Raw genomic sequence first — 17625 nt, forward strand, 5'->3', positions numbered from 1 at the left:
GGCGTCCTGTGGACGCCCGCACCCGCACGCCGGGTGGCCGCCCCCCAGAGTCGACACGTGCTCGTCATCGCGTGCCCCGGCCAGGGGTCTCAGACGCCAGGCTTCCTCACCCCGTGGCTGGAGGTCCCCGGCTTCGCCGACCGCCTCCACTGGCTGTCGGCCGTCTCCGGCCTCGACCTCGAGGCCCACGGAACCACCTCGGACGCCGAGACCATCCGCGACACCGCGGTGGCCCAGCCCCTCATCGTGGCCAGCGGCCTCGTCTCGCTCCTGGCCCTGTTCCCCCAGCCGGCCGACGCCTTCGCGGTCGTCGGGGCGGGCGCCGGCCACAGCGTCGGCGAGATCACCGCCGCGGCCGCCTCGGGCGTGCTGTCGGCCGAGCAGGCCATGGTGCTCGTCCGCGAGCGCGGCCGGGCGATGGCCAGGGCCAGCGCGCAGGCGCCGACGGGCATGAGCGCGGTCGTCGGCGGCGAGGCGGACGACGTGGCCGCGGCCCTCGAGCGCCACGGGCTGGTCGCCGCCAACGCCAACGGCGCCGGGCAGGTCGTGGCCGCGGGGACCCACCCGCAGCTGGAGGCCCTGCGCGCCGACGCGCCCGCGAGGGCCCGGGTCATCCCGCTCCAGGTGGCCGGCGCCTTCCACACCGAGCACATGGCCCCCGCGGTGCCCGTGCTGGAGCGCCTCGCCCGCGCCGTCACCACGCGCGACCCGCGGGTGCTGCTGGCCTCCAACGCCGACGGCACCGTGGTGCACGACGGCCGCGAGGTGCTCGCGCGCCTCGTCGCCCAGGTCGCGCGCCCGGTGCGCTGGGACCTGTGCATGCAGACCTTCGCCGACCTCGGCGTCACGGGCGTGCTGGAGGTGCCGCCCGCGGGCACGCTGGCGAACCTCGCCAAGCGGGCGCTGCCCGGGGTGGAGACCTTCGCGCTCAAGACGCCGGACCAGCTCGACGCCGCCCGCGAGTTCGTGGCCCGCCACGGCGAGCGCAGCACGGTGACGACCTCGCCGACCTGGCGCCTCGTCGTCGCCCCCGCCAAGGGCGTCGTGCGCGTCCAGGGACCGCAGGAGGAGGGCGCCGCGGTCGAGACGGGCGCTGTCGTCGCCCGGGTCGAGGGCCTGCGCGACGGCGTCGACGCCACCGCGCCCCACGGCGGGCGCGTCGTGGAGTGGCTGGTGGAGGACGGCGACCCGGTCTCCACGGGGCAACCCCTCCTGCGCCTGCACCCCGCGGGCGGTGCGGCGTGAGCGCCCCGAGCACGCCCCCGGTCCTGGCCACGCGCCGCGGCCCCGAGCACGCCCGCATCCTCGGCGTGGGCGCCTGGCGACCCGAGCGGGTGGTCACCAACGAGGAGATCTGCCAGCACATCGACTCCACCGACGAGTGGATCCGCCAGCGCACCGGCATCGAGAGCCGGGGCTGGGCGGACGCCGACACCTCGGTCGTCGACATGTCGGTGCACGCCGGCGCCGAGGCGCTGGCCGCCGCGGGCGTGGACCCCTCCGCGGTGGGCGCCGTCATAGTCGCCACCGTCTCCCACCCGTACCAGACGCCGGCTGCCGCCACCCAGGTCGCCGACCGGCTCGGGGCGACACCCGCTGCAGCGTGGGACATCTCGGCCGGGTGCGCGGCGTTCTGCCACGCCGTCGCCCAGGCCGCCGACCTCGTGCGCGGCGGCACCTCCGAGCACGTCCTGGTCATCGGCGTCGACAAGCTGTCGGACTGGACCGACCTCACGGACCGCTCGACCGCCTTCCTGTTCGCGGACGGCGCCGGCGCCGTGGTGGTGGGCCCCTCGGACACCCCGGGCATCGGCCCGACGGTGTGGGGCTCCGACGGCTCGATGTGGGACGTCATCCGCAGCCGCACCTCGTGGCTGGAGCACCGCGGCGTCGACGCGGGCGCCATCGCGTGGCCGGCGCTCGCGCAGGAGGGCCAGAAGGTCTTCCGCTGGGCCGTCTTCGCCATGGCCCCGCTCGCGCAGCAGGCCATCGACGCCGCCGGCATCAGCGCCGGGGACCTCGCGGCGTTCATCCCGCACCAGGCCAACGTGCGCATCATCGACAAGCTGGCCAGCCAGATCGGGCTGCCGGAGAGCGTCGCGATCGCCCGGGACATCCGGACGACGGGCAACACCTCCGCCGCCTCCGTGCCGCTGGCCATGCACCGGATGCTCGCCGAGGGGCAGGCGCCCTCCGGCGGCCTCGCCCTGCTCGTCGGCTTCGGCGCCGGCCTCTCCTACGCCGCGCAGGTCGTCGTCCTGCCGTAGCCCCGCGCCGGCTCCCGCCGGCCGCACAGTCCCCCCGCCCCGGCGGGTGCACCACCAGCACCACCGAGACCCGCACGACCCCACGGCGCGCACCCGGCGCGCCCGAGACGAGGAGCACGCCCCCATGGCTCAGTCCGAGAACGAGATCCTCGACGGCATCGCCGAGCTCGTGAACGAGGAGACCGGCCTCCCCAAGGAGTCGGTCGAGATGGACAAGTCCTTCACCGACGACCTCGACATCGACTCGCTGTCGATGACCTCGATCGTCGTGCACGCCGAGGAGAAGTTCGGCGTGACGATCCCCGACGAGGACAGCAAGAACCTCCGCACGGTGCGCGACGTCGTCGCCTACATCCAGCAGGCCCAGGGCTGACCAGGCCCTGAGCACGACCCGCCCGGCCGGTTCCCACCGGCTCGGCGGGTCGCCCTCCCCGGCCGGCCGCGCGCCGGCCGGGCGGGGGCCTCGCCCGACGAGGCCCCGTCCCGACACCACGACCTCGGCCGCCCAGCGCGGCAGGACCACGACCTGGAGGGCACGCCATGTCCGAGCAGACGCCCCGCAGCGCACCCGCGAGCACCGCCGTCGTCGTGACCGGGATGGGCGCCACCACGCCGCTCGGCGGCGACGTCCCGAGCACCTGGGAGGCGGCCCTGGCCGGCCGCTCCGGCGCCCGGCCCCTGACCATGCCGTTCGTCGAGGAGCTGGGCCTGCCGGTGACCTTCGGCGGCACCCTGGCCGTCCCCGCCACCGACGTCCTGCCCAAGCACGAGAGCAAGAAGCTCGACCCCTCGGCGCAGTACGCCCTCATCGCCGGCCGCGAGGCCTGGGCCCAGGCCGGCGCCCCCGAGGTCGAGGGCGAGCGCCTCGGCGTCGTCGTCGCCACCGGCATCGGCGGCGTGACCACGCTCATCAGCGCCTACGACGTGCTGAGGGAGAAGGGCCCCCGCCGCGTCCTGCCGCTGACGGTGCCGATGCTCATGCCGAACGGCGCCGCCGGCGCCCTCGCCATCGAGTTCGGCGCGCAGGCCGGCGCCCACAGCCCCGCCTCCGCGTGCGCCTCCGGCGCCGAGGCCATCGCCTACGGCGCGGAGATGATCCGCACCGGACGCGCGGACGTCGTCATCGCGGGCGGCACCGAGGCCGCCATCCTCGCGCTGCCCATCGCCGCCTTCGCGTCCATGCACGCGCTCTCGCTGCGCAACGACACCCCCGAGACCGCCTCCCGCCCCTACGACGTCACGCGCGACGGCTTCGTCCTCGCCGAGGGCGCGGGCGTCGTCGTCCTGGAGTCCGAGGCGCACGCGACCGCTCGCGGCGCGCGGGTCCTGGGGACGATCGCCGGGGCGGGCATCACCTCCGACGCCCACCACATCGCCGCCCCCGACCCCGCGGGGCTGGGTGCGACGCGCGCCATGCGCGCCGCGCTGCAGCAGGCCGGGGCGCAGCCGTCCGACGTCGTCCACGTCAACGCGCACGCCACCTCGACCCCGGTCGGGGACCTCGCCGAGGTCGCCGCGCTGCGCTCGGCCCTGGGCGGCGCCCTCGACGGCGTGGCCGTCTCGGCCACGAAGTCGATGACCGGCCACCTGCTCGGCGGCGCCGGCTCCCTCGAGGCGATCTTCTGCCTCAAGGCGCTGGAGGAGGGTCTCGCCCCCCCGACCATCAACGTCACCGAGCTGGACCCCCAGGTCGACCTGGACGTCGTCCTCGACGAGCCCCGCAAGATCAGCACCGGGTCCGGCGCCCTGGCGCTGAACAACTCCTTCGGCTTCGGCGGCCACAACGCCGCGCTGGCGATCGCGGGACCGACCGGCAGCGCGGCATGAGCGCGGTGGCGGCCCCCGAGGCCGTCAGGTCGGCGGACGTCGACCCCAAGGACCCGATGCACCGGCTGCGCACCCTCTTCGACGAGGGGACGGCCGAGGCCATCACCCCCGCCGACGACTCGGGGATGCTCGCGGCCACGGGCCTCGTCGAGGGCGCGCCCGCCGTCGCGTTCGCCTGCGACGCCCGGGTGCAGGGCGGCGCCATGGGCGCCGCCGGCAGCCGCGTGATCCTCGCCGCGTACGAGCGCGCCCTCGCCGACGACGTGCCCGTCGTCGGCGTGTGGCACTCCGGCGGGGCGCGGCTGCGCGAGGGCGTCGTCTCCCTCGACGCCTTCGGCGCCGTGTTCGCCGTGATGACGCGCGCCTCCGGCGTCGTCCCGCAGATCTCCGTCGTCGTCGGCCCCGCCGCGGGCGGCGCCGCCTACGGCCCCGCGCTGACCGACGTCGTCGTCCTGGCGCCCGAGGGCCGCGTGTTCGTCACCGGGCCGGACGTCGTCCGCTCGGTGACCGGAGAGGACGTCGACGCCGCCCGCCTCGGGGGCCCCGAGCCCCACGGGCGCCGCTCCGGCGTCGTCCACGTGGTGGCCGAGTCCCAGCGCGGCGCCTACGCGCAGGCCCGCAAGCTCGTCCACCTGCTCGGCGCCCAGGGCTCCCTGGACGTCGCCGCCGTGGCCGAGCGCGACCTGTCGGCCCACCTGCCGGAGAACGTCAAGCGGGCCTACGACGTGCACCCGCTCGTCGACGGCCTGCTCGACTCCCCCGCCGGCCACGGCGAGGACCAGGGCTCGCTCGAGCTCCACCCGCGCTGGGCCCCCAACGTCGTCACCGCCCTGGGGCGCATGGGCGGGCGCACGGTCGGCGTCGTCGCCAACAACCCGCTGCGCCTCGGCGGCTGCCTGGACTCCTCCTCGGCGGAGAAGGCCGCTCGCTTCGTCCGGATGTGCGACTCCCTCGGCGTGCCCCTCGTCGTGGTCGTGGACGTGCCGGGCTACCTGCCCGGCGTCGGCCAGGAGTGGGACGGCGTCGTGCGCCGCGGCGCGAAGCTGCTGCACGCCTTCGCCGAGTCGGTGGTCCCGCGCGTGACCCTGGTGACGCGCAAGACCTACGGCGGCGCCTACATCGCCATGAACTCGCGCTCGCTCGGCGCCACCCGCGTCTTCGCCTGGCCGACGTCCGAGGTCGCCGTCATGGGGGCCGTCGCCGCCATCCGCGTCCTGCACCGCCGTCGGCTGGCCGAGGTGCCGGAGGACGCGCGGGCCCAGGTCGAGGCCGAGCTGGCCGCCGAGCACGAGCAGCTCTCCGGCGGGCTGGCGCGCGCCGTCGAGATCGGCGTCGTGGACGAGGTCGTCGAGCCCGCGGCCACCCGCACCGCCCTGGCCCGGGCCCTCGCCGAGGCGCCCCAGCGCCGCGGCCGCCACGGCAACATCCCGCTCTAGGCCAGCGCACCTCGCCCGCGAGCCGCGCCGGCGGGCCCAGCCCCGGACGGGCTGGCGCGCACGGCCGGCCAGAGGCGCAGCCGGGCGAGAGGTACGGTGCGGACGTTGCGCGGGAGCCCGGGACCAGCGGGCTGAGAGGACGGCCGAGCCGTCGACCGCTGGACCTGTCCGGATCATGCCGGCGTAGGGAGCACTCGTGGTCGCTGCAGCACCGCCCGTCCCAGGCCGGGCCGGACCTCTCGGCCCGGCTCGCTCCTCGGGCTCAGCCGCGCTCGCGGAGCCGGCGCGCGAGGTCCGCGGCCGCCGCGCCGGGGTCGTCGGCCTCGGTGAGCGCGCGCACGACGACGACGCGCCGCGCGCCGGCGTCCAGCACCTCGTCCAGGGTCGTGGCGTCCACGCCACCGATCGCGAACCACGGGCGCTCCCCCGCCGTCGCGGCCGCGTGCCGCACGAGGTCCAGCCCGGCCGCCGGGCGCCCGGGCTTGGTCGGGGTCGCCCAGGTCGGCCCGGTGCAGGCGTAGTCGACGTCCGGGTCCGCCAGGGCGGCGTCCCACTGGTCCGGGCCGTGGGTCGAGCGCCCGAGGACGACGTCGTCGCCCACCAGCCGCCGCGCCTGCACGGGCGCGAGGTCGCGCTGGCCGACGTGCAGGACGTCGGCGCCCGCCGTCGCCGCGACGTCGGCCCGGTCGTTGACCGCCAGCAGGGCGCCGTGGCGGCGCGCCGCGTCGGCGAAGACCTCGAGGAGGTCGAGCTCGTCGGCCGCCTCGAGGCCCTTCTCGCGCAGCTGGACGACGTCCACGCCGCCGGCGAGGACGGCGTCGAGGAAGTCGGGCAGGTCGCCGCGCTCCCGCCGGCCGTCCGTGCACAGGTAGAGGCGCGCGCCCGCCAGGCGGCCGAGACGGGTGCGGCGGTCCACGGGTGCGCTCATGCGGGCGAGTCTGCCGCGCGCGCAGGGGGTCAGCCGTGACCGCGCTCGGCGGACGCCCCTCCGCGACGCCCCCGCCCGAGGCGACGGGAGGCGCCGAGGCGCCCCGGGAGGTCGACGTCGTCGTCCTGGGCGGCGGCGTCGTGGGCTCCTCCTGCGCGTGGCAGCTGGCCCGCCGCGGGCGGTCCGTGGCGGTCTGCGACGGCGACCCGACCCGCGGGGCCTGGGCCGTCGCGGCCGGGATGCTCGCGCCGGGCTCGGAGCTGCGGCACGGCGGCGAGGACGTCCACGCGCTCTCGCTGGCCGCGGCGCGGGGGTTCGAGCAGTACGTCGCCGCCGTGCTCGAGGACTCCGGGGCGTCCGCCCGGACCGACCTCGGGCACCGCCGCACGGGCTCCCTCGCGCTGGCGGGCGACGTCGACGACCGCGCCGTCCTCGACGACGTCCTGGAGCTGCAGCGCGCCCTCGGGCTGTCGGCCGAGCGGCTGGGCGCCCGCGCGTGCCGCCGGCTCGAGCCGCACCTCGACCCCGGCATCGCCGGCGGCGTCCTCGTGGAGGACGACCACCAGGTGGACCCGCGCCGCCTCGTCGCGGCCCTGCGCACCGCGGCGGGGCGCCGGGGCGCCGTCGCCGTGCGCCAGGACGCGTCCGTGCTCGTCGAGGACGGGCGCGCGGTGGGCGTCCGGCTGCCCGGCGGCCGCGAGATCCGCTCCGGCGTCGTGGTGCTCGCGACCGGGGCGTGGTCCGGGCTCGTCGACGGCGTCCCGGACGACGCGCTGCCGCCCGTCCACCCCGTCAAGGGCCAGATCATGCGCCTGGCCATGCCGGCCGGCGACCCGCTGCTGACCCGCGTCGTGCGGGCCACCGTCCGCGGGCGCCCCGTCTACCTCGTGCCGCGCGAGGACGGCGAGCTCGTCCTCGGCGCGACCACGGAGGACGCAGGCTTCGACCGCACCGTCACCGCCGGGGCCGTGCACGACCTCCTGCGGGACGCGGCCGCCGTCCTGCCCGGGACGAGCGAGTGCGAGCTCGTGGAGGTCCAGGCCCGTCCCCGCCCCGGGTCGCCCGACGACCTGCCGCTCGTCGGCGCCACCGGCGTCCCCGGCCTGCTCCTGGCCACCGGCCACGCCCGCAACGGCGTCCTCCTGTCCGGTCTCACCGGCCAGGTCGTCGCCGGGCTCGTCACCGGCGACGGCGTCCCCGACGTCGCCGCGCTCGCCGACCCCACCCGCTTCCGGAAGGACTCCCCGTGACCAGCACGGACAGCACGTCCAGCACCGCCGAGGAGACGGTCGAGGTGCTCGCCAACGGCGAGGCGCTCGCCGTCCCGCAGGGCGCCACCGTCGCCGACGTCGCCGACCGGCTCCTCGAGGGGGCGGGCGGCGCCGAGCGGGCGCGCGGCGTCGCCGTCGCCGTCGACGACGAGGTCGTGCCGCGGGGCGCGTGGTCGTCCACGCCGGTCGCCGCCGGCGCCCGCGTCGAGGTGCTCCACGTCGTGGCGGGGGGCTGACCGGTGACGACCGACTCCCCCACCGACCTGCGCCGGGAGACCGCCGGCCCGGAGACGCCGGAGCGGACCAGCCCGTCCGCGGCCGCGAGCGCCCTCGTCCCGGACGACCTCGCCGACGACCTCGTCATCGCCGGCGAGCGCTTCGGCTCCCGGCTCGTCACGGGCACGGGCGGCTTCCCCGACCTCGACGTCCTCGAGCGCGCGCTGCGCGAGTCCGGCACGGAGATGACGACCGTGGCCATGCGCCGCGTCGCCCCGGGCTCTCGCGGCTCGCTCGTCGACGTCCTCACCCGGCTGGGCGTGCGGGTCCTGCCGAACACCGCGGGCTGCCGGACCGCGCGCGAGGCCGTGACGACGGCGCGGCTGGCGCGCGAGGCCCTCGGCACCGACTGGGTGAAGCTCGAGGTCGTGGCGGACGACGACACGCTGCTGCCCGACCCGCTCGAGCTGCTGGAGGCCGCCGAGGCGCTCGTCGACGACGGCGCCACCGTCCTCGCCTACACCAACGACGACCCGGTGCTCGCCCAGCGCCTGGAGCAGGCGGGCTGCGCCGCGGTGATGCCCCTGGGCGCGCCGATCGGCAGCGGCCTGGGGATCCTCAACCCGCACAACATCGCGCTGATCACCTCGCGGGCGCGCGTGCCGGTCCTCCTCGACGCCGGGATCGGGACCGCGTCCGACGCGGCGCTGGCCATGGAGCTGGGCTGCGACGGCGTGCTGCTCGCCACGGCGGTGACCCGCGCGCGCCGTCCCGAGCTGATGGCGCGGGCCATGCGCCTGGCGGTCGAGAGCGGCCGCGCGGCCCGGCTCGCCGGTCGGGTGCCGAAGCGGCAGCGGGCGCTCGCGTCGTCGCCGGTGGAGGGCCTGGCCGAGCTGGCCCAGCACGACGGGTCCCAGCTCGACGGGTCCCCGGATGACGACGCCCCGGCCCGGGGGGACTGGTGAGCTCGCCCTCCCAGCGGGTCCCGCCGCTCGTGGAGCCGGGACCGCCGCTGACCGACGACGAGCGGCGCCGCTACGCGCGCCAGACCGTCCTCCCCGAGGTCGGCGAGGAGGGCCAGCGCAGGCTGCGCGCCGCCCGGGTGCTCGTCGTCGGGGCCGGTGGCCTCGGCTCGCCCGTCCTGCTGTACCTGGCCGCGGCCGGGGTGGGGACGCTGGGCGTGGTGGACGACGACGTCGTCGACGTCTCCAACCTGCACCGGCAGGTGCTCCACGGCGTCGCCGACGTCGAGCGCCCCAAGACCGAGAGCGCCGCGGACGCCCTCGCGCGCCTGGACCCCGGCGTGCAGGTCGTCCAGCACGCCGAGCGGCTCACGGCCGGCAACGCGCTCGAGCTGCTGGCCGGCTACGACCTCGTCGTCGACGCGAGCGACGGCACGGCCACCCGGTACCTGCTCGACGACGCCTGCGGCCTGGCCGGCGTCCCGTGCGTCTGGGGGTCTGTGCTGGGCCTGGCCGGGCAGGTGTCGACGTCGTGGGTGCCCTACGCGCCGGAGGACACGGACGGCCTCGCCGGGCACGACGGCGCGCACGGCCCCGGGGCCGCCGGGGTGCACGGCCCCTGCTACCGCGACGTCTTCCCCGAGCCCCCCGAGAGCGCGCCGAGCTGCGCGGAGGCCGGGGTGCTGGGCAGCGTCTGCGCGGTGGTCGGCTCCGTGATGGCCACCGAGGCGCTGAAGCTGCTCACCGGCACCGGGGACCCGCTCGTCGGTCGGGTGCTGCTCGTCGACGCCGGGGGCGCGATGTGGCGCACGCTGCGCGTGGTGCGCGACCCCAGCCGGCTGCCGCCGATGGACCTCGCCGAGCACGAGGACGCGGCGCCCGGCGCCGAGGTCGACGTCGCGGGGCTGCGGGCCGCTCTCGCCGAGGACCCCGCCGGCACGCTCGTCCTCGACGTGCGGGAGCCGAGCGAGCACGCGGCCGGCGTCGTCCCCGGGTCGGTCCTGCTGCCGCTGGGGCGCGTCCTCGCGGGCGAGCGGCCCGACCTCGCCGGGCGCGAGCAGGTCGTCGTCGTGTGCGCCGCCGGAGCCAGGTCGGCGCAGGCGGCGCAGGCGCTGCGGGAGGACGGGAGCGCCGCGGTGAGCCTGCGCGGGGGCCTGCAGCGCTGGGACGGCGAGCTGGTGCCCCCGTCCCCCGAGGACCGCTGACTCCGGCGCGTCCGCGGCGCATCGGCGCCCACGCCCGCAGCCGGCGACCGGCGGGGTCAGCCGACGCGGTGCAGCCAGCGGACGGGCGCGCCGTCGCCGGCGTAGCGGAAGGGCTCCAGCTCGTCGTCCCAGGCCGTGCCGAGCGCGAGCTCGAGCTCCGCGCGGACGTCGGCGGCCGAGTCGACGGACGCCTCGAGCGCCGCGCGCACCCTGTTCTCCGGCACGAGCACGTTGCCGTGGACGTCGGTGACGGCGTGGAAGATGCCGAGCTCGGGGGTGTGGCTCCACCGGCCCCCGTCGACGCCCTGGCTCGGCTCCTCGGTGACCTCGTAGCGCAGGTGCGCCCACCCCCGCAGTGCCGACGCCAGCCGGGCACCGGTGCCCTGCTCCGCCTGCCAGGACAGCTCGGTGCGGTAGGCGCCGGGGGCGACCGGCTGCTCGATCCAGTCCAGGGTCGCGGACACGCCGAGGACCCCGCTGGCCGCCCACTCGACGTGGGGCAGCAGCGCGCGGGGCGAGGAGTGCACGAAGAGAACTCCGCGCGTCAGTGCTCCGGGCATGTCAGACCCTCCTGTGTCGGTGCTGCGAGGTGCGTCTTCCCCAACGTCCTCGAGAACCGGCCAGGCGGTCATGCATGTGCTCGTGCGGTGCCGACGGCACTGCCGTCGCGCGCATGGTGTCAGACGCAGGGTCGGCGTGCCAGCAGCGGGGGTCACCCGCACCCCGGCCGTCCGCGGCTGGGGACCGCGCGGGGCAGCTCCGGCCGGCGGGGCGCACGATGGGACGCGTGAGCCCCAGCCAGCACCCGCGCCGTCCGACGTTCCTCGGGCCGCGCGCGATGGACAGCCTCGAGAGCCCCGGGGACGCCACCGGCCGCGAGGCCGCCGCGCACGCGACCGCCCGCCTGCTCGTCGAGGGGGCGCAGAGCTCCGGGGACGCCGAGGTGGCCGGCCGGCTGGTGGGCCTGGCCGACGAGCACGGGCTCGAGCTGCTGGCCCAGCTGTGGGCCGACGCCTCGCCGGAGTCGCTGCCCGGGGCGCTGTGGCGGCTGTACGTCCTGCGCCAGTGGGTGCACGCGGCTCCCGCCGAGGCCTCGCGGCAGTTCGACGAGGGACGCCGCCGCGCGCCGGTCCTGGAGGCCGTCGCCGGCGTCGCCGACCCGCCCGGCCCCGACGAGGTGCGCCAGCAGGTCGACGCCGTGCTCGCCGGGGTCGCCACGGGCGACTTCGCCGTCACCCTCGAGCGGGCGGGGGCCTTCGCCCGCGTCGTCGCGGTGGGTCGGGCCGACCTCGCGGACAGCGACGTCTGGCCCGCCGGCGACAGCGAGGACGGCCTGACGACGTCGGCAGCGCGCCTCGTGCGCACCGCCGAGCACCTCGAGGCCTGCGCCGGCCGCTGGCGCTCGGGCTCGCTGCTCTGACGCACCCGTCCGTCTCGTCCGGCGCTCGCGTCGTCCTCGGAGGTCGTCGAGCTCCTCGCCCCAGAGGGACCTCTCTGCACGACGGCGGGACCCGGCCACCGAGTGGGCCGTCCGAGAATCGTCCACAACCCCCGCGCCCCGGCGCGACGGGTGCACGGATCCGGAGCTACAGTTGGCGACGCGTCGGGCCGCGGTAGCCCCGGGCTCCACATGTAGCCGCTTCGAGCGGCCCCGCGCCGAGAGGCGCTCCCGGCCCGACGCACTACTTCCCGCTCTGCACGGCGACGCGGCCGGTCCTGTTCCCTGCGTCGCCCGTCGCTCGAGACTCAGCGCTCGTCGAGCAGGTCTCGCAGCCACCCCGGTCCCCAGCTCCGCGCGCTCAGGCGAGCGCGCAGCCCCCGGTCCGCGGTCACGGCGACGACCTCGGCGTCGCCCTCCCCCAGCTCGTCCTGCAGGTGCTCGACGAGCGCCACGACCGCGTCGTCGCCGCTCCCCTCGGCGAGGAGGACGTGCACCCCGGGCGCCGGCACCCGGTCGTCCTGGCCCGCTGCCCGAGCCCGTCCCTCCAGCACGACGGCGACCGCGACGACCCGCACGTCGGCGCCCTCGGCGCCCCGGGCGGTGCGGCCCGGCAGTCGCTCGAGCTGGTCCAGCAGACGGCGCGCCGCTCCGGCGCGGTCGCGCCACCAGCCGTCCGGGCGCGCCCCGACGACGTTGGCGGCGTCGACGACGAGCACCACGTCCTCGACGGCCGCCCCCGCTCCGCGGACCAGGGGCACCACCGCCTGGGCATCCTGCGCGCCCTCGTCCACCACGGGCGCAGCATGGCGCACGCCCGGGGACGGAGACGGGGCTGGACACGGCGCTCGTGAGCCCCACCTCGCCCTGACGGATCGGTCCGCCCATGCTGGCGGCATGCCTGAGCAGACCGAGGACGAGCAGACCACCGACTCCCACGACGCGACGGGCGCGTCGTCGGACGACCCGGGCACGTCCTCGCGGGGCCCGGCCTTCCCGACGGTCATGGTCAACGCCGCGGAGCAGGACCCGAACCCCGCCGAGGCGACCAGCGACTCCACCGCGCCGCAGAAGTCCTCGGACTACGACAACGACCGCGAGGACCTGCCGCCGGGCCCGACGTCGGACGGCTGACCTCGGAGGGATCTCGACGCCGGTCGAGCTCCGGTCCGGCGCTCAGTCCCACCCCGCAGCACGCCGAGCCGCCGCGTCGAGCCGGTCCAGGACCGGGCGCAGCTGCGCCTCCGTGAGGTAGGACGGGTTGCTGCCGGCCGGCATCCGCATCACCTCGGCGGACGCGAAGTCGGGCAGGAGGGCGAGCTCGGCCCGCTCGACCGGCGACTCGAGCAGGTGCAGCCCGACCTCGACAGCGGGCTCCGCGTCGGGCTCCGCCGTCAGCACGCCGACGGCGTGGACGCCCGGGTCGACGCGCCCGCTGAGCCACAGCAGGCACCGCTGCCCGGGCGCCATGAGGTCCAGGCGGTAGGAGCGGCGCACGCAGCGACGCAGCGCCTGCGTCTGAGCGCGCTGCCACCCCGGGGCCAGGGCCTCCGGGGGGCGGCTCGTCTTGATCACCCAGCACGCGACGTCGCCCGGCTCGAGCCTCACGCAGTGCCCCTCTCCCTCGACGCCGCGACGGCGGCCACCGGCTGCCTCTGCGACTCCTCGGAGCACCACCGAGACGCCAGCCTCTCCGTGCTCGCCTGATGGCGCCACATGCAGGAGCTCCCGGTCGCTCCCAGCGCGCCGACTCCGGACGCCGTGCGTGGTGGCACTGCGGGCGAAGGCGCGCAGAGCCCTCTCGATGTCGCAGGGCGTGACCTGGCGTCGACGGCGCACAGGCAGACGACGACGTCTCACCACCGGGAGCACCCACCATGCGCACCAGCCGCCTCGCCATGACCACCGCCCTCGCCGCCGGCCTCGTCGGCCTGGCGGGTGCACCGGCCCTCGCCTCGAGCGCGAGCGACCCCCACAACTGCCCCGACTTCAACAGCCAGGCCGAGGGGCAGGCGGAGCTCGACCGCGTCAGCGGATACCCGTCCGGCCTGGACCGCGATGAGGACGGGCAGGCCTGCGAGAACACGGACTGCTCCTCGAGCGACGGCGACTCGTCGGGCGACGACGGCGAGAACTCGAGCAGCTCGGACGACGACGGGATGGCCATGCCGTCCGGTGGCGTCGTCACCGGCGCCGGCGGGACCGCCGGTGACGTGAGCGGCCTGCTCGCCACGGGCGGCCTGCTCGCCGCAGCCGGTGCCGGGGGCCTCGTGCTGCTGCGTCGTCGCGCGGAAGCCTGCCCCCTGCGGTGGGCACCGGCGCCCGACGACGGGAGACCACCGCCGCGGGAGGCGGGCACGCCGGGAGGCGTAGGGCAGGTGGGGCTTGAACCCACGACCGACGGATTATGAGTCCGCTGCTCTGACCGGCTGAGCTACTGCCCCGGGTGCGAGAACCCTACCCAGCGGTCGCGGCGCAGGGGTGGCGACGCCGGTACCGCTCGACCGCCGGTGGCTGCACGAGGACGGGCTCTACGCCGTCCTCGTGCAGCCAGCGCGCGAGCTAGCGACGACTGGGGGCGCGCAGGAGCAGCGCCTCGCCCTGGCCGCCACCACCGCACAGCGCCGCGACGCCGGTGCCGCCCCCTCGGTGCTGCAGGGCGAGCGCGAGGGTGAGCGCCAGGCGGGCGCCCGAGGCGCCGATCGGGTGCCCCAGCGCGATGGCGCCGCCGCGCGAGTTCACGCGGTCCGGGTCCACGCCGAGCTCGCGGACCGAGGCGAGCACCACGGCGGCGAAGGCCTCGTTGACCTCCAGGAGGTCGAGGTCGGTCGGCGCGAGACCGGCGCGGGCGCACGCGCGCTCGACCGCCCGCGCCGGCTGGCTCTGCAGGGTCGAGTCCGGGCCGGCCACGAGTCCGTGGGCGCCGACCTCCGCGAGCCACGGCAGACCCGCCGCCTCGGCGCGCTCGCGGCGCATGACGACCACCGCAGCCGCCCCGTCGGAGACCGGGGAGGCCGAGCCCGCCGTGATGGTGCCGTCGGGCCGGAACGCCGGGCGCAGCGCGGCGAGGGCCTCCGCGGTGGTGCCGGCCCGCACCCCCTCGTCCGCCGAGACCTCGAGCGGCTCCCCGCGGCGCTGCGGCACCACGACAGGGGTGATCTCGTCGGCGAAGCGGCCGTCGGCCTGCGCCGCCGCCGCCAGGCGGTGGCTGCGGGCGGCGAAGGCGTCCTGCTCCTGCCGCGAGGAGGCACCGCGGGCGTCCGCCGCGCGGGCGGCCTCCTCGAGCTCGGTGAGGGCCCCCATCGAGACGTCGGCGAAGGCGTCCCACAGCCCGTCGCGGGCGGTGGCGTCCTGCACGACGCCGTCGCCGAACCGGTAGCCGCCGCGCGCCCCCGGGAGCAGGTGCGGCGCACCGCTCATGGACTCCATGCCCCCGGCCACGACGACGTCGGCCTCACCCGCCCGGACGAGCTGGTCGGCCAGCGCGACGGCGCGCAGGCCCGAGAGGCACACGGCGTTGAGGGTGAGCGCCGGCACGGACATCGGGACGCCGGCCGCCGCGGCGGCCTGGCGGGCCGGGTTCTGCCCCTGCCCCGCCTGCAGGACCTGGCCCATGAGCACCTGGTCGACGTCTGTCGCGGGCACCCCGGCCCGCTCGAGCGCCGCGGCGATCGCGCGGGCGCCGAGGTCGACGGCGCGCACGGAGGACAGCGAGCCCTGGAGGCGGCCCATCGGGGTGCGCGCGCCCGCCACGAGCACGGACGCGGGAGTCGTCACGGAGGTGGCCTCCCGGGGTCGAGCGGCGCCCGCCCGCGACGCTGCGGAGGGGCCGACCGCACTGCTCCCGCGGCTGGATTCGAACCAGCAACCGTTCGATTAACAGTCGAATGCTCTGCCGTTGAGCTACGCGGGACGGTGCCTGGACGCAGGGCGTCCGAGCGCGACGAGAGTACCAGGACGAGTCGGGCGGCTCTGTCGCCTCCCCCGGGCGAGGGCGTCACGGCCACCGCGAGAGGTCACCGCCGAGGCACGCCGAGATCGAGGAGGCCCGTCGGGCTCAGGCGCTCTCGGCGCGCAGCCGCTGCAGCTCGGCGGTCAGCGCGGCGGCGCGCGCCCAGAGCTCGCCCGCGCGCTCGACGTCGCCGGCCGCCTCGGCGCGCTGGGCGCGACCGGTGACCTCACCGGCCTCGCGCAGCAGCACGCGGTGCTCCAGCTCGCGCAGCGCCGCCGTGGCGAGGCGCCCGACGCCCTCGCCGGGGCGGATCATCATGGGCGCCACGGCGAGCTCCTCGACGTAGGGCCGCAGGGACTCCCCCGCCGTCTCGCGCACGCGCCCGGTCCAGCCGGTGCCGTCCCCCGCGGCGGCCACGCCGCCCAGCGCGCGCAGCACCTCGTGGACGGCGCGGTGCGCGGGGACGGCGAAGGCCTCCTCCGCCAGCGCGTCGAAGCGCGCGCCGTCGACCTCCGCCGGCGCCTGCAGGACCGCCTGCAGCAGCTCGCGCTCGAGCCGGACGACGGGGTCCCGCGGGTCGGGCGTCGGGACGCGCACCTCCGACGGCGCCGCCTCGCGCCCGCCGTCCCCGCGCTCGTCCCGGCCCCGCTCGTCCCGCCCGCGCTCGTCCCGCCCGCGCCCGCGCTCGTCCCCGGCCGGGGACGACCGCCCGCCCCGGTCGCCGCCACGCCCACCGGCCCCCGACGCGCTCCCGCGCCCGGCGCCGGCGACGGCGCGCCGGACGTCCTCGACGTCCATGCCGAGCCAGCCGGAGAGCTGGCGCGCGTACTCCGGCCGCAGCGCCGGGTCCTTGATGCCCGCCACCACGGGCGCCGCGGCCCGCAGCGCCTGCACCCGCCCCTCGGCCGAGTCGAGGTCGAACCGCTCGAGCGTGGAGCGCAGCGCGAACTCGAACAGCGGCACGCGGGAGGCCACCAGCGCGGCGACGGCCTCCGGCCCGCGCTCGAGGCGCAGGTCGCACGGGTCGAGCCCGCTCTGCTCGACGGCGACGAAGGTGGACGCCGTGAAGCGCTGGTCCTCCTCGAAGGCGCGCAGCGCGGCCTTCCGGCCGGCCTCGTCGCCGTCGAAGGTGAAGACGACCTCGCCGCGGAAGGCGTCGTCGTCGATGAGAAGGCGCCGCACCGCCTTGATGTGCTCGGGGCCGAAGGCCGTGCCGCACGTGGCGACCGCCGTCGGGACGCCGGACAGGTGGCAGGCCATGACGTCGGTGTAGCCCTCGACGAAGACGACCTGGCGGCGCCGGGCGATCTCGCGCTTGGCGAGGTCGAGCCCGTAGAGGACGGTCGACTTGTCGTACAGCGGGGTCTGCGGGGTGTTGAGGTACTTCGGGCCCTGGTCGGACTCCAGCAGCCGACGCGCGCCGAAGCCGATGGTCGAGCCCGCGACGTCGCGGATGGGCCACACGAGGCGCCCGCGGAAGCGGTCGTAGACCCGGTCCCCCGACTGCGCCCGGCTCACCAGGCCCGCGGTGGCCAGCTCGTCGTCGCGGTACCCCCTGCCGCGCAGGTGCTTCAGCAGCGCGTCCCAACCCTCGGGGGCGAAGCCGGCGCCGAACTGCTCGGCGGCGGCGCGGTCGAACCCGCGCTCGGCGAGGAAGCGCCGCGCGACGCGGGCGCCCGGCGAGGCCAGCTGCTCGGCGAAGAACTCCGCGGCGACGCGGTGCGCGTCGACCATGCGCTGGCGCGCCCCGACGTCCTGGCGCCGCGGGCCGCCGCTGCCCTCCTCGTAGCGCAGCTGGACGCCGGCGCGCTGGGCCAGGCGCTCGACGGCCTCGGGGAAGGTGAGGTGGTCGACCTCCTGGAGGAAGCGGAAGACGTCACCGCCCGCGCCGCAGCCGAAGCACTTGTAGAAGCCGACGGCCGGTCGCACGTGGAAGGACGGCGAGCGCTCGTCGTGGAAGGGGCACAGGCCCTTCAGGGAGCCCGCGCCGGCGGGCTTCAGCGTCACGTACTCCCCGACGACCTCGTCGAGGCGGATCTGCTCGCGGACGGCGTCGACGTCCTCGCTGCGGATCAGGCCTGCCACGTCCGGAGTCTAGGTCGGGCGCCGCGACGCCGCCGGTG

General features: G+C 77.3%; 18 protein-coding genes, 2 tRNA genes and 1 riboswitch. Of the genes, 12 read left to right on the top strand and 8 right to left on the bottom strand.

Annotated elements, in window-relative coordinates; genetic code table 11:
- Nucleotides 1-57 precede the first annotated feature (57 nt).
- From Q0848_RS04265 to Q0848_RS04285, 5 genes are all read left to right on the top strand, one after another.
- Nucleotides 58-1245, top strand: a complete 1188-nt coding sequence (locus Q0848_RS04265) for an acyltransferase domain-containing protein (protein WP_299035285.1) — start codon at nt 58-60, stop codon at nt 1243-1245.
- Nucleotides 1242-2267, top strand: coding sequence for a beta-ketoacyl-ACP synthase III (locus Q0848_RS04270; RefSeq protein ID WP_299035288.1), 1026 nt, complete (start codon nt 1242-1244; stop codon nt 2265-2267). Before Q0848_RS04265 ends, Q0848_RS04270 begins: the two co-directional genes overlap by 4 nt.
- Nucleotides 2268-2391: 124 nt before the next feature.
- Nucleotides 2392-2640, top strand: coding sequence for an acyl carrier protein (locus Q0848_RS04275; RefSeq protein ID WP_123378484.1), 249 nt, complete (start codon nt 2392-2394; stop codon nt 2638-2640).
- Between the two features lie 167 nt (nt 2641-2807).
- Entirely contained in the window at nt 2808-4094 is a 1287-nt protein-coding gene (locus tag Q0848_RS04280) for a beta-ketoacyl synthase (RefSeq protein ID WP_299035291.1), read from the top strand.
- Nucleotides 4091-5530, top strand: coding sequence for a carboxyl transferase domain-containing protein (locus tag Q0848_RS04285; RefSeq protein ID WP_299035294.1), 1440 nt, complete (start codon nt 4091-4093; stop codon nt 5528-5530). Before Q0848_RS04280 ends, Q0848_RS04285 begins: the two co-directional genes overlap by 4 nt.
- Before the next feature lie 99 nt (nt 5531-5629).
- Nucleotides 5630-5737, top strand: a riboswitch (TPP riboswitch).
- A 55-nt stretch (nt 5738-5792) separates the two neighbouring features.
- Here Q0848_RS04285 and thiE read toward each other — a convergent pair.
- A complete protein-coding gene (gene thiE, locus Q0848_RS04290; protein WP_299035297.1) occupies nt 5793-6458 on the bottom strand; it encodes a thiamine phosphate synthase in 666 nt (221 codons plus the stop codon).
- A gap of 35 nt (nt 6459-6493) precedes the next feature.
- Here thiE and thiO point away from each other — a divergent pair, with 35 nt between their 5' ends.
- The 4 genes from thiO to Q0848_RS04310 all read left to right on the top strand — a co-directional run bounded on the left by thiO (nt 6494) and on the right by Q0848_RS04310 (nt 10112).
- Entirely contained in the window at nt 6494-7708 is a 1215-nt protein-coding gene (gene thiO / locus Q0848_RS04295; RefSeq protein ID WP_299035300.1) for a glycine oxidase ThiO, read from the top strand.
- Nucleotides 7705-7965 (top strand): sulfur carrier protein ThiS, encoded by a 261-nt coding sequence (gene thiS / locus Q0848_RS04300; RefSeq protein WP_299035302.1) that lies wholly within the window; start codon nt 7705-7707, stop codon nt 7963-7965. Before thiO ends, thiS begins: the two co-directional genes overlap by 4 nt.
- A 126-nt stretch (nt 7966-8091) precedes the next feature.
- Nucleotides 8092-8910 (top strand): thiazole synthase, encoded by an 819-nt coding sequence (locus Q0848_RS04305; RefSeq protein WP_366146426.1) that lies wholly within the window; start codon nt 8092-8094, stop codon nt 8908-8910.
- Entirely contained in the window at nt 8907-10112 is a 1206-nt protein-coding gene (locus tag Q0848_RS04310) for a ThiF family adenylyltransferase (RefSeq protein ID WP_299035308.1), read from the top strand. Before Q0848_RS04305 ends, Q0848_RS04310 begins: the two co-directional genes overlap by 4 nt.
- Nucleotides 10113-10168: 56 nt before the next feature.
- On the opposite strand, the gene Q0848_RS04315 is transcribed toward Q0848_RS04310, so the two are convergent.
- Entirely contained in the window at nt 10169-10672 is a 504-nt protein-coding gene (locus Q0848_RS04315) for a DUF3145 domain-containing protein (RefSeq protein WP_299035311.1), read from the bottom strand.
- 227 nt (nt 10673-10899) lie between these two features.
- Between Q0848_RS04315 and Q0848_RS04320 the strand changes: the two genes are divergently transcribed.
- Entirely contained in the window at nt 10900-11532 is a 633-nt protein-coding gene (locus Q0848_RS04320; protein WP_299035314.1) for a hypothetical protein, read from the top strand.
- Nucleotides 11533-11858: 326 nt separating this feature from the next.
- On the opposite strand, the gene Q0848_RS04325 is transcribed toward Q0848_RS04320, so the two are convergent.
- Entirely contained in the window at nt 11859-12272 is a 414-nt protein-coding gene (locus Q0848_RS04325) for a hypothetical protein (RefSeq protein WP_366146427.1), read from the bottom strand.
- A gap of 175 nt (nt 12273-12447) precedes the next feature.
- On the opposite strand from Q0848_RS04325, the gene Q0848_RS04330 reads away from it, so the two are divergent.
- A complete protein-coding gene (locus tag Q0848_RS04330) occupies nt 12448-12684 on the top strand; it encodes a hypothetical protein (protein WP_299035319.1) in 237 nt (78 codons plus the stop codon).
- Nucleotides 12685-12726: 42 nt separating this feature from the next.
- On the opposite strand, the gene Q0848_RS04335 is transcribed toward Q0848_RS04330, so the two are convergent.
- Nucleotides 12727-13158, bottom strand: a complete 432-nt coding sequence (locus Q0848_RS04335) for a hypothetical protein (RefSeq protein WP_299035323.1) — start codon at nt 13156-13158, stop codon at nt 12727-12729.
- A 290-nt stretch (nt 13159-13448) separates the two neighbouring features.
- Between Q0848_RS04335 and Q0848_RS18980 the strand changes: the two genes are divergently transcribed.
- The gene (locus Q0848_RS18980) at nt 13449-13961 is read left to right on the top strand and encodes an excalibur calcium-binding domain-containing protein (protein WP_366146428.1); all 513 of its coding nucleotides are present in this window, start codon (nt 13449-13451) and stop codon (nt 13959-13961) included.
- On the opposite strand, the gene Q0848_RS04340 is transcribed toward Q0848_RS18980, so the two are convergent.
- The 4 genes from Q0848_RS04340 to dnaG form a co-directional block, all read right to left on the bottom strand.
- Nucleotides 13921-13994: transfer RNA gene (locus Q0848_RS04340), tRNA-Ile, on the bottom strand. The genes Q0848_RS18980 and Q0848_RS04340 overlap by 41 nt on opposite strands.
- 118 nt (nt 13995-14112) lie before the next feature.
- Nucleotides 14113-15327, bottom strand: coding sequence for an acetyl-CoA C-acetyltransferase (locus Q0848_RS04345; RefSeq protein WP_299035326.1), 1215 nt, complete (start codon nt 15325-15327; stop codon nt 14113-14115).
- Nucleotides 15328-15391: 64 nt separating this feature from the next.
- A tRNA-Asn gene (locus tag Q0848_RS04350) sits at nt 15392-15463 on the bottom strand.
- 144 nt (nt 15464-15607) lie between these two features.
- Nucleotides 15608-17587 carry a DNA primase gene (gene dnaG / locus Q0848_RS04355; RefSeq protein WP_299035328.1) on the bottom strand — a complete coding sequence of 660 codons (1980 nt, stop codon included), beginning with the start codon at nt 17585-17587 and terminating at the stop codon, nt 15608-15610.
- Nucleotides 17588-17625 lie beyond the last annotated feature (38 nt).

The sequence above is a fragment of the uncultured Pseudokineococcus sp. genome, assembly GCF_947495735.1.
Taxonomy (GTDB): Bacteria; Actinomycetota; Actinomycetes; order Actinomycetales; family Quadrisphaeraceae; genus Pseudokineococcus.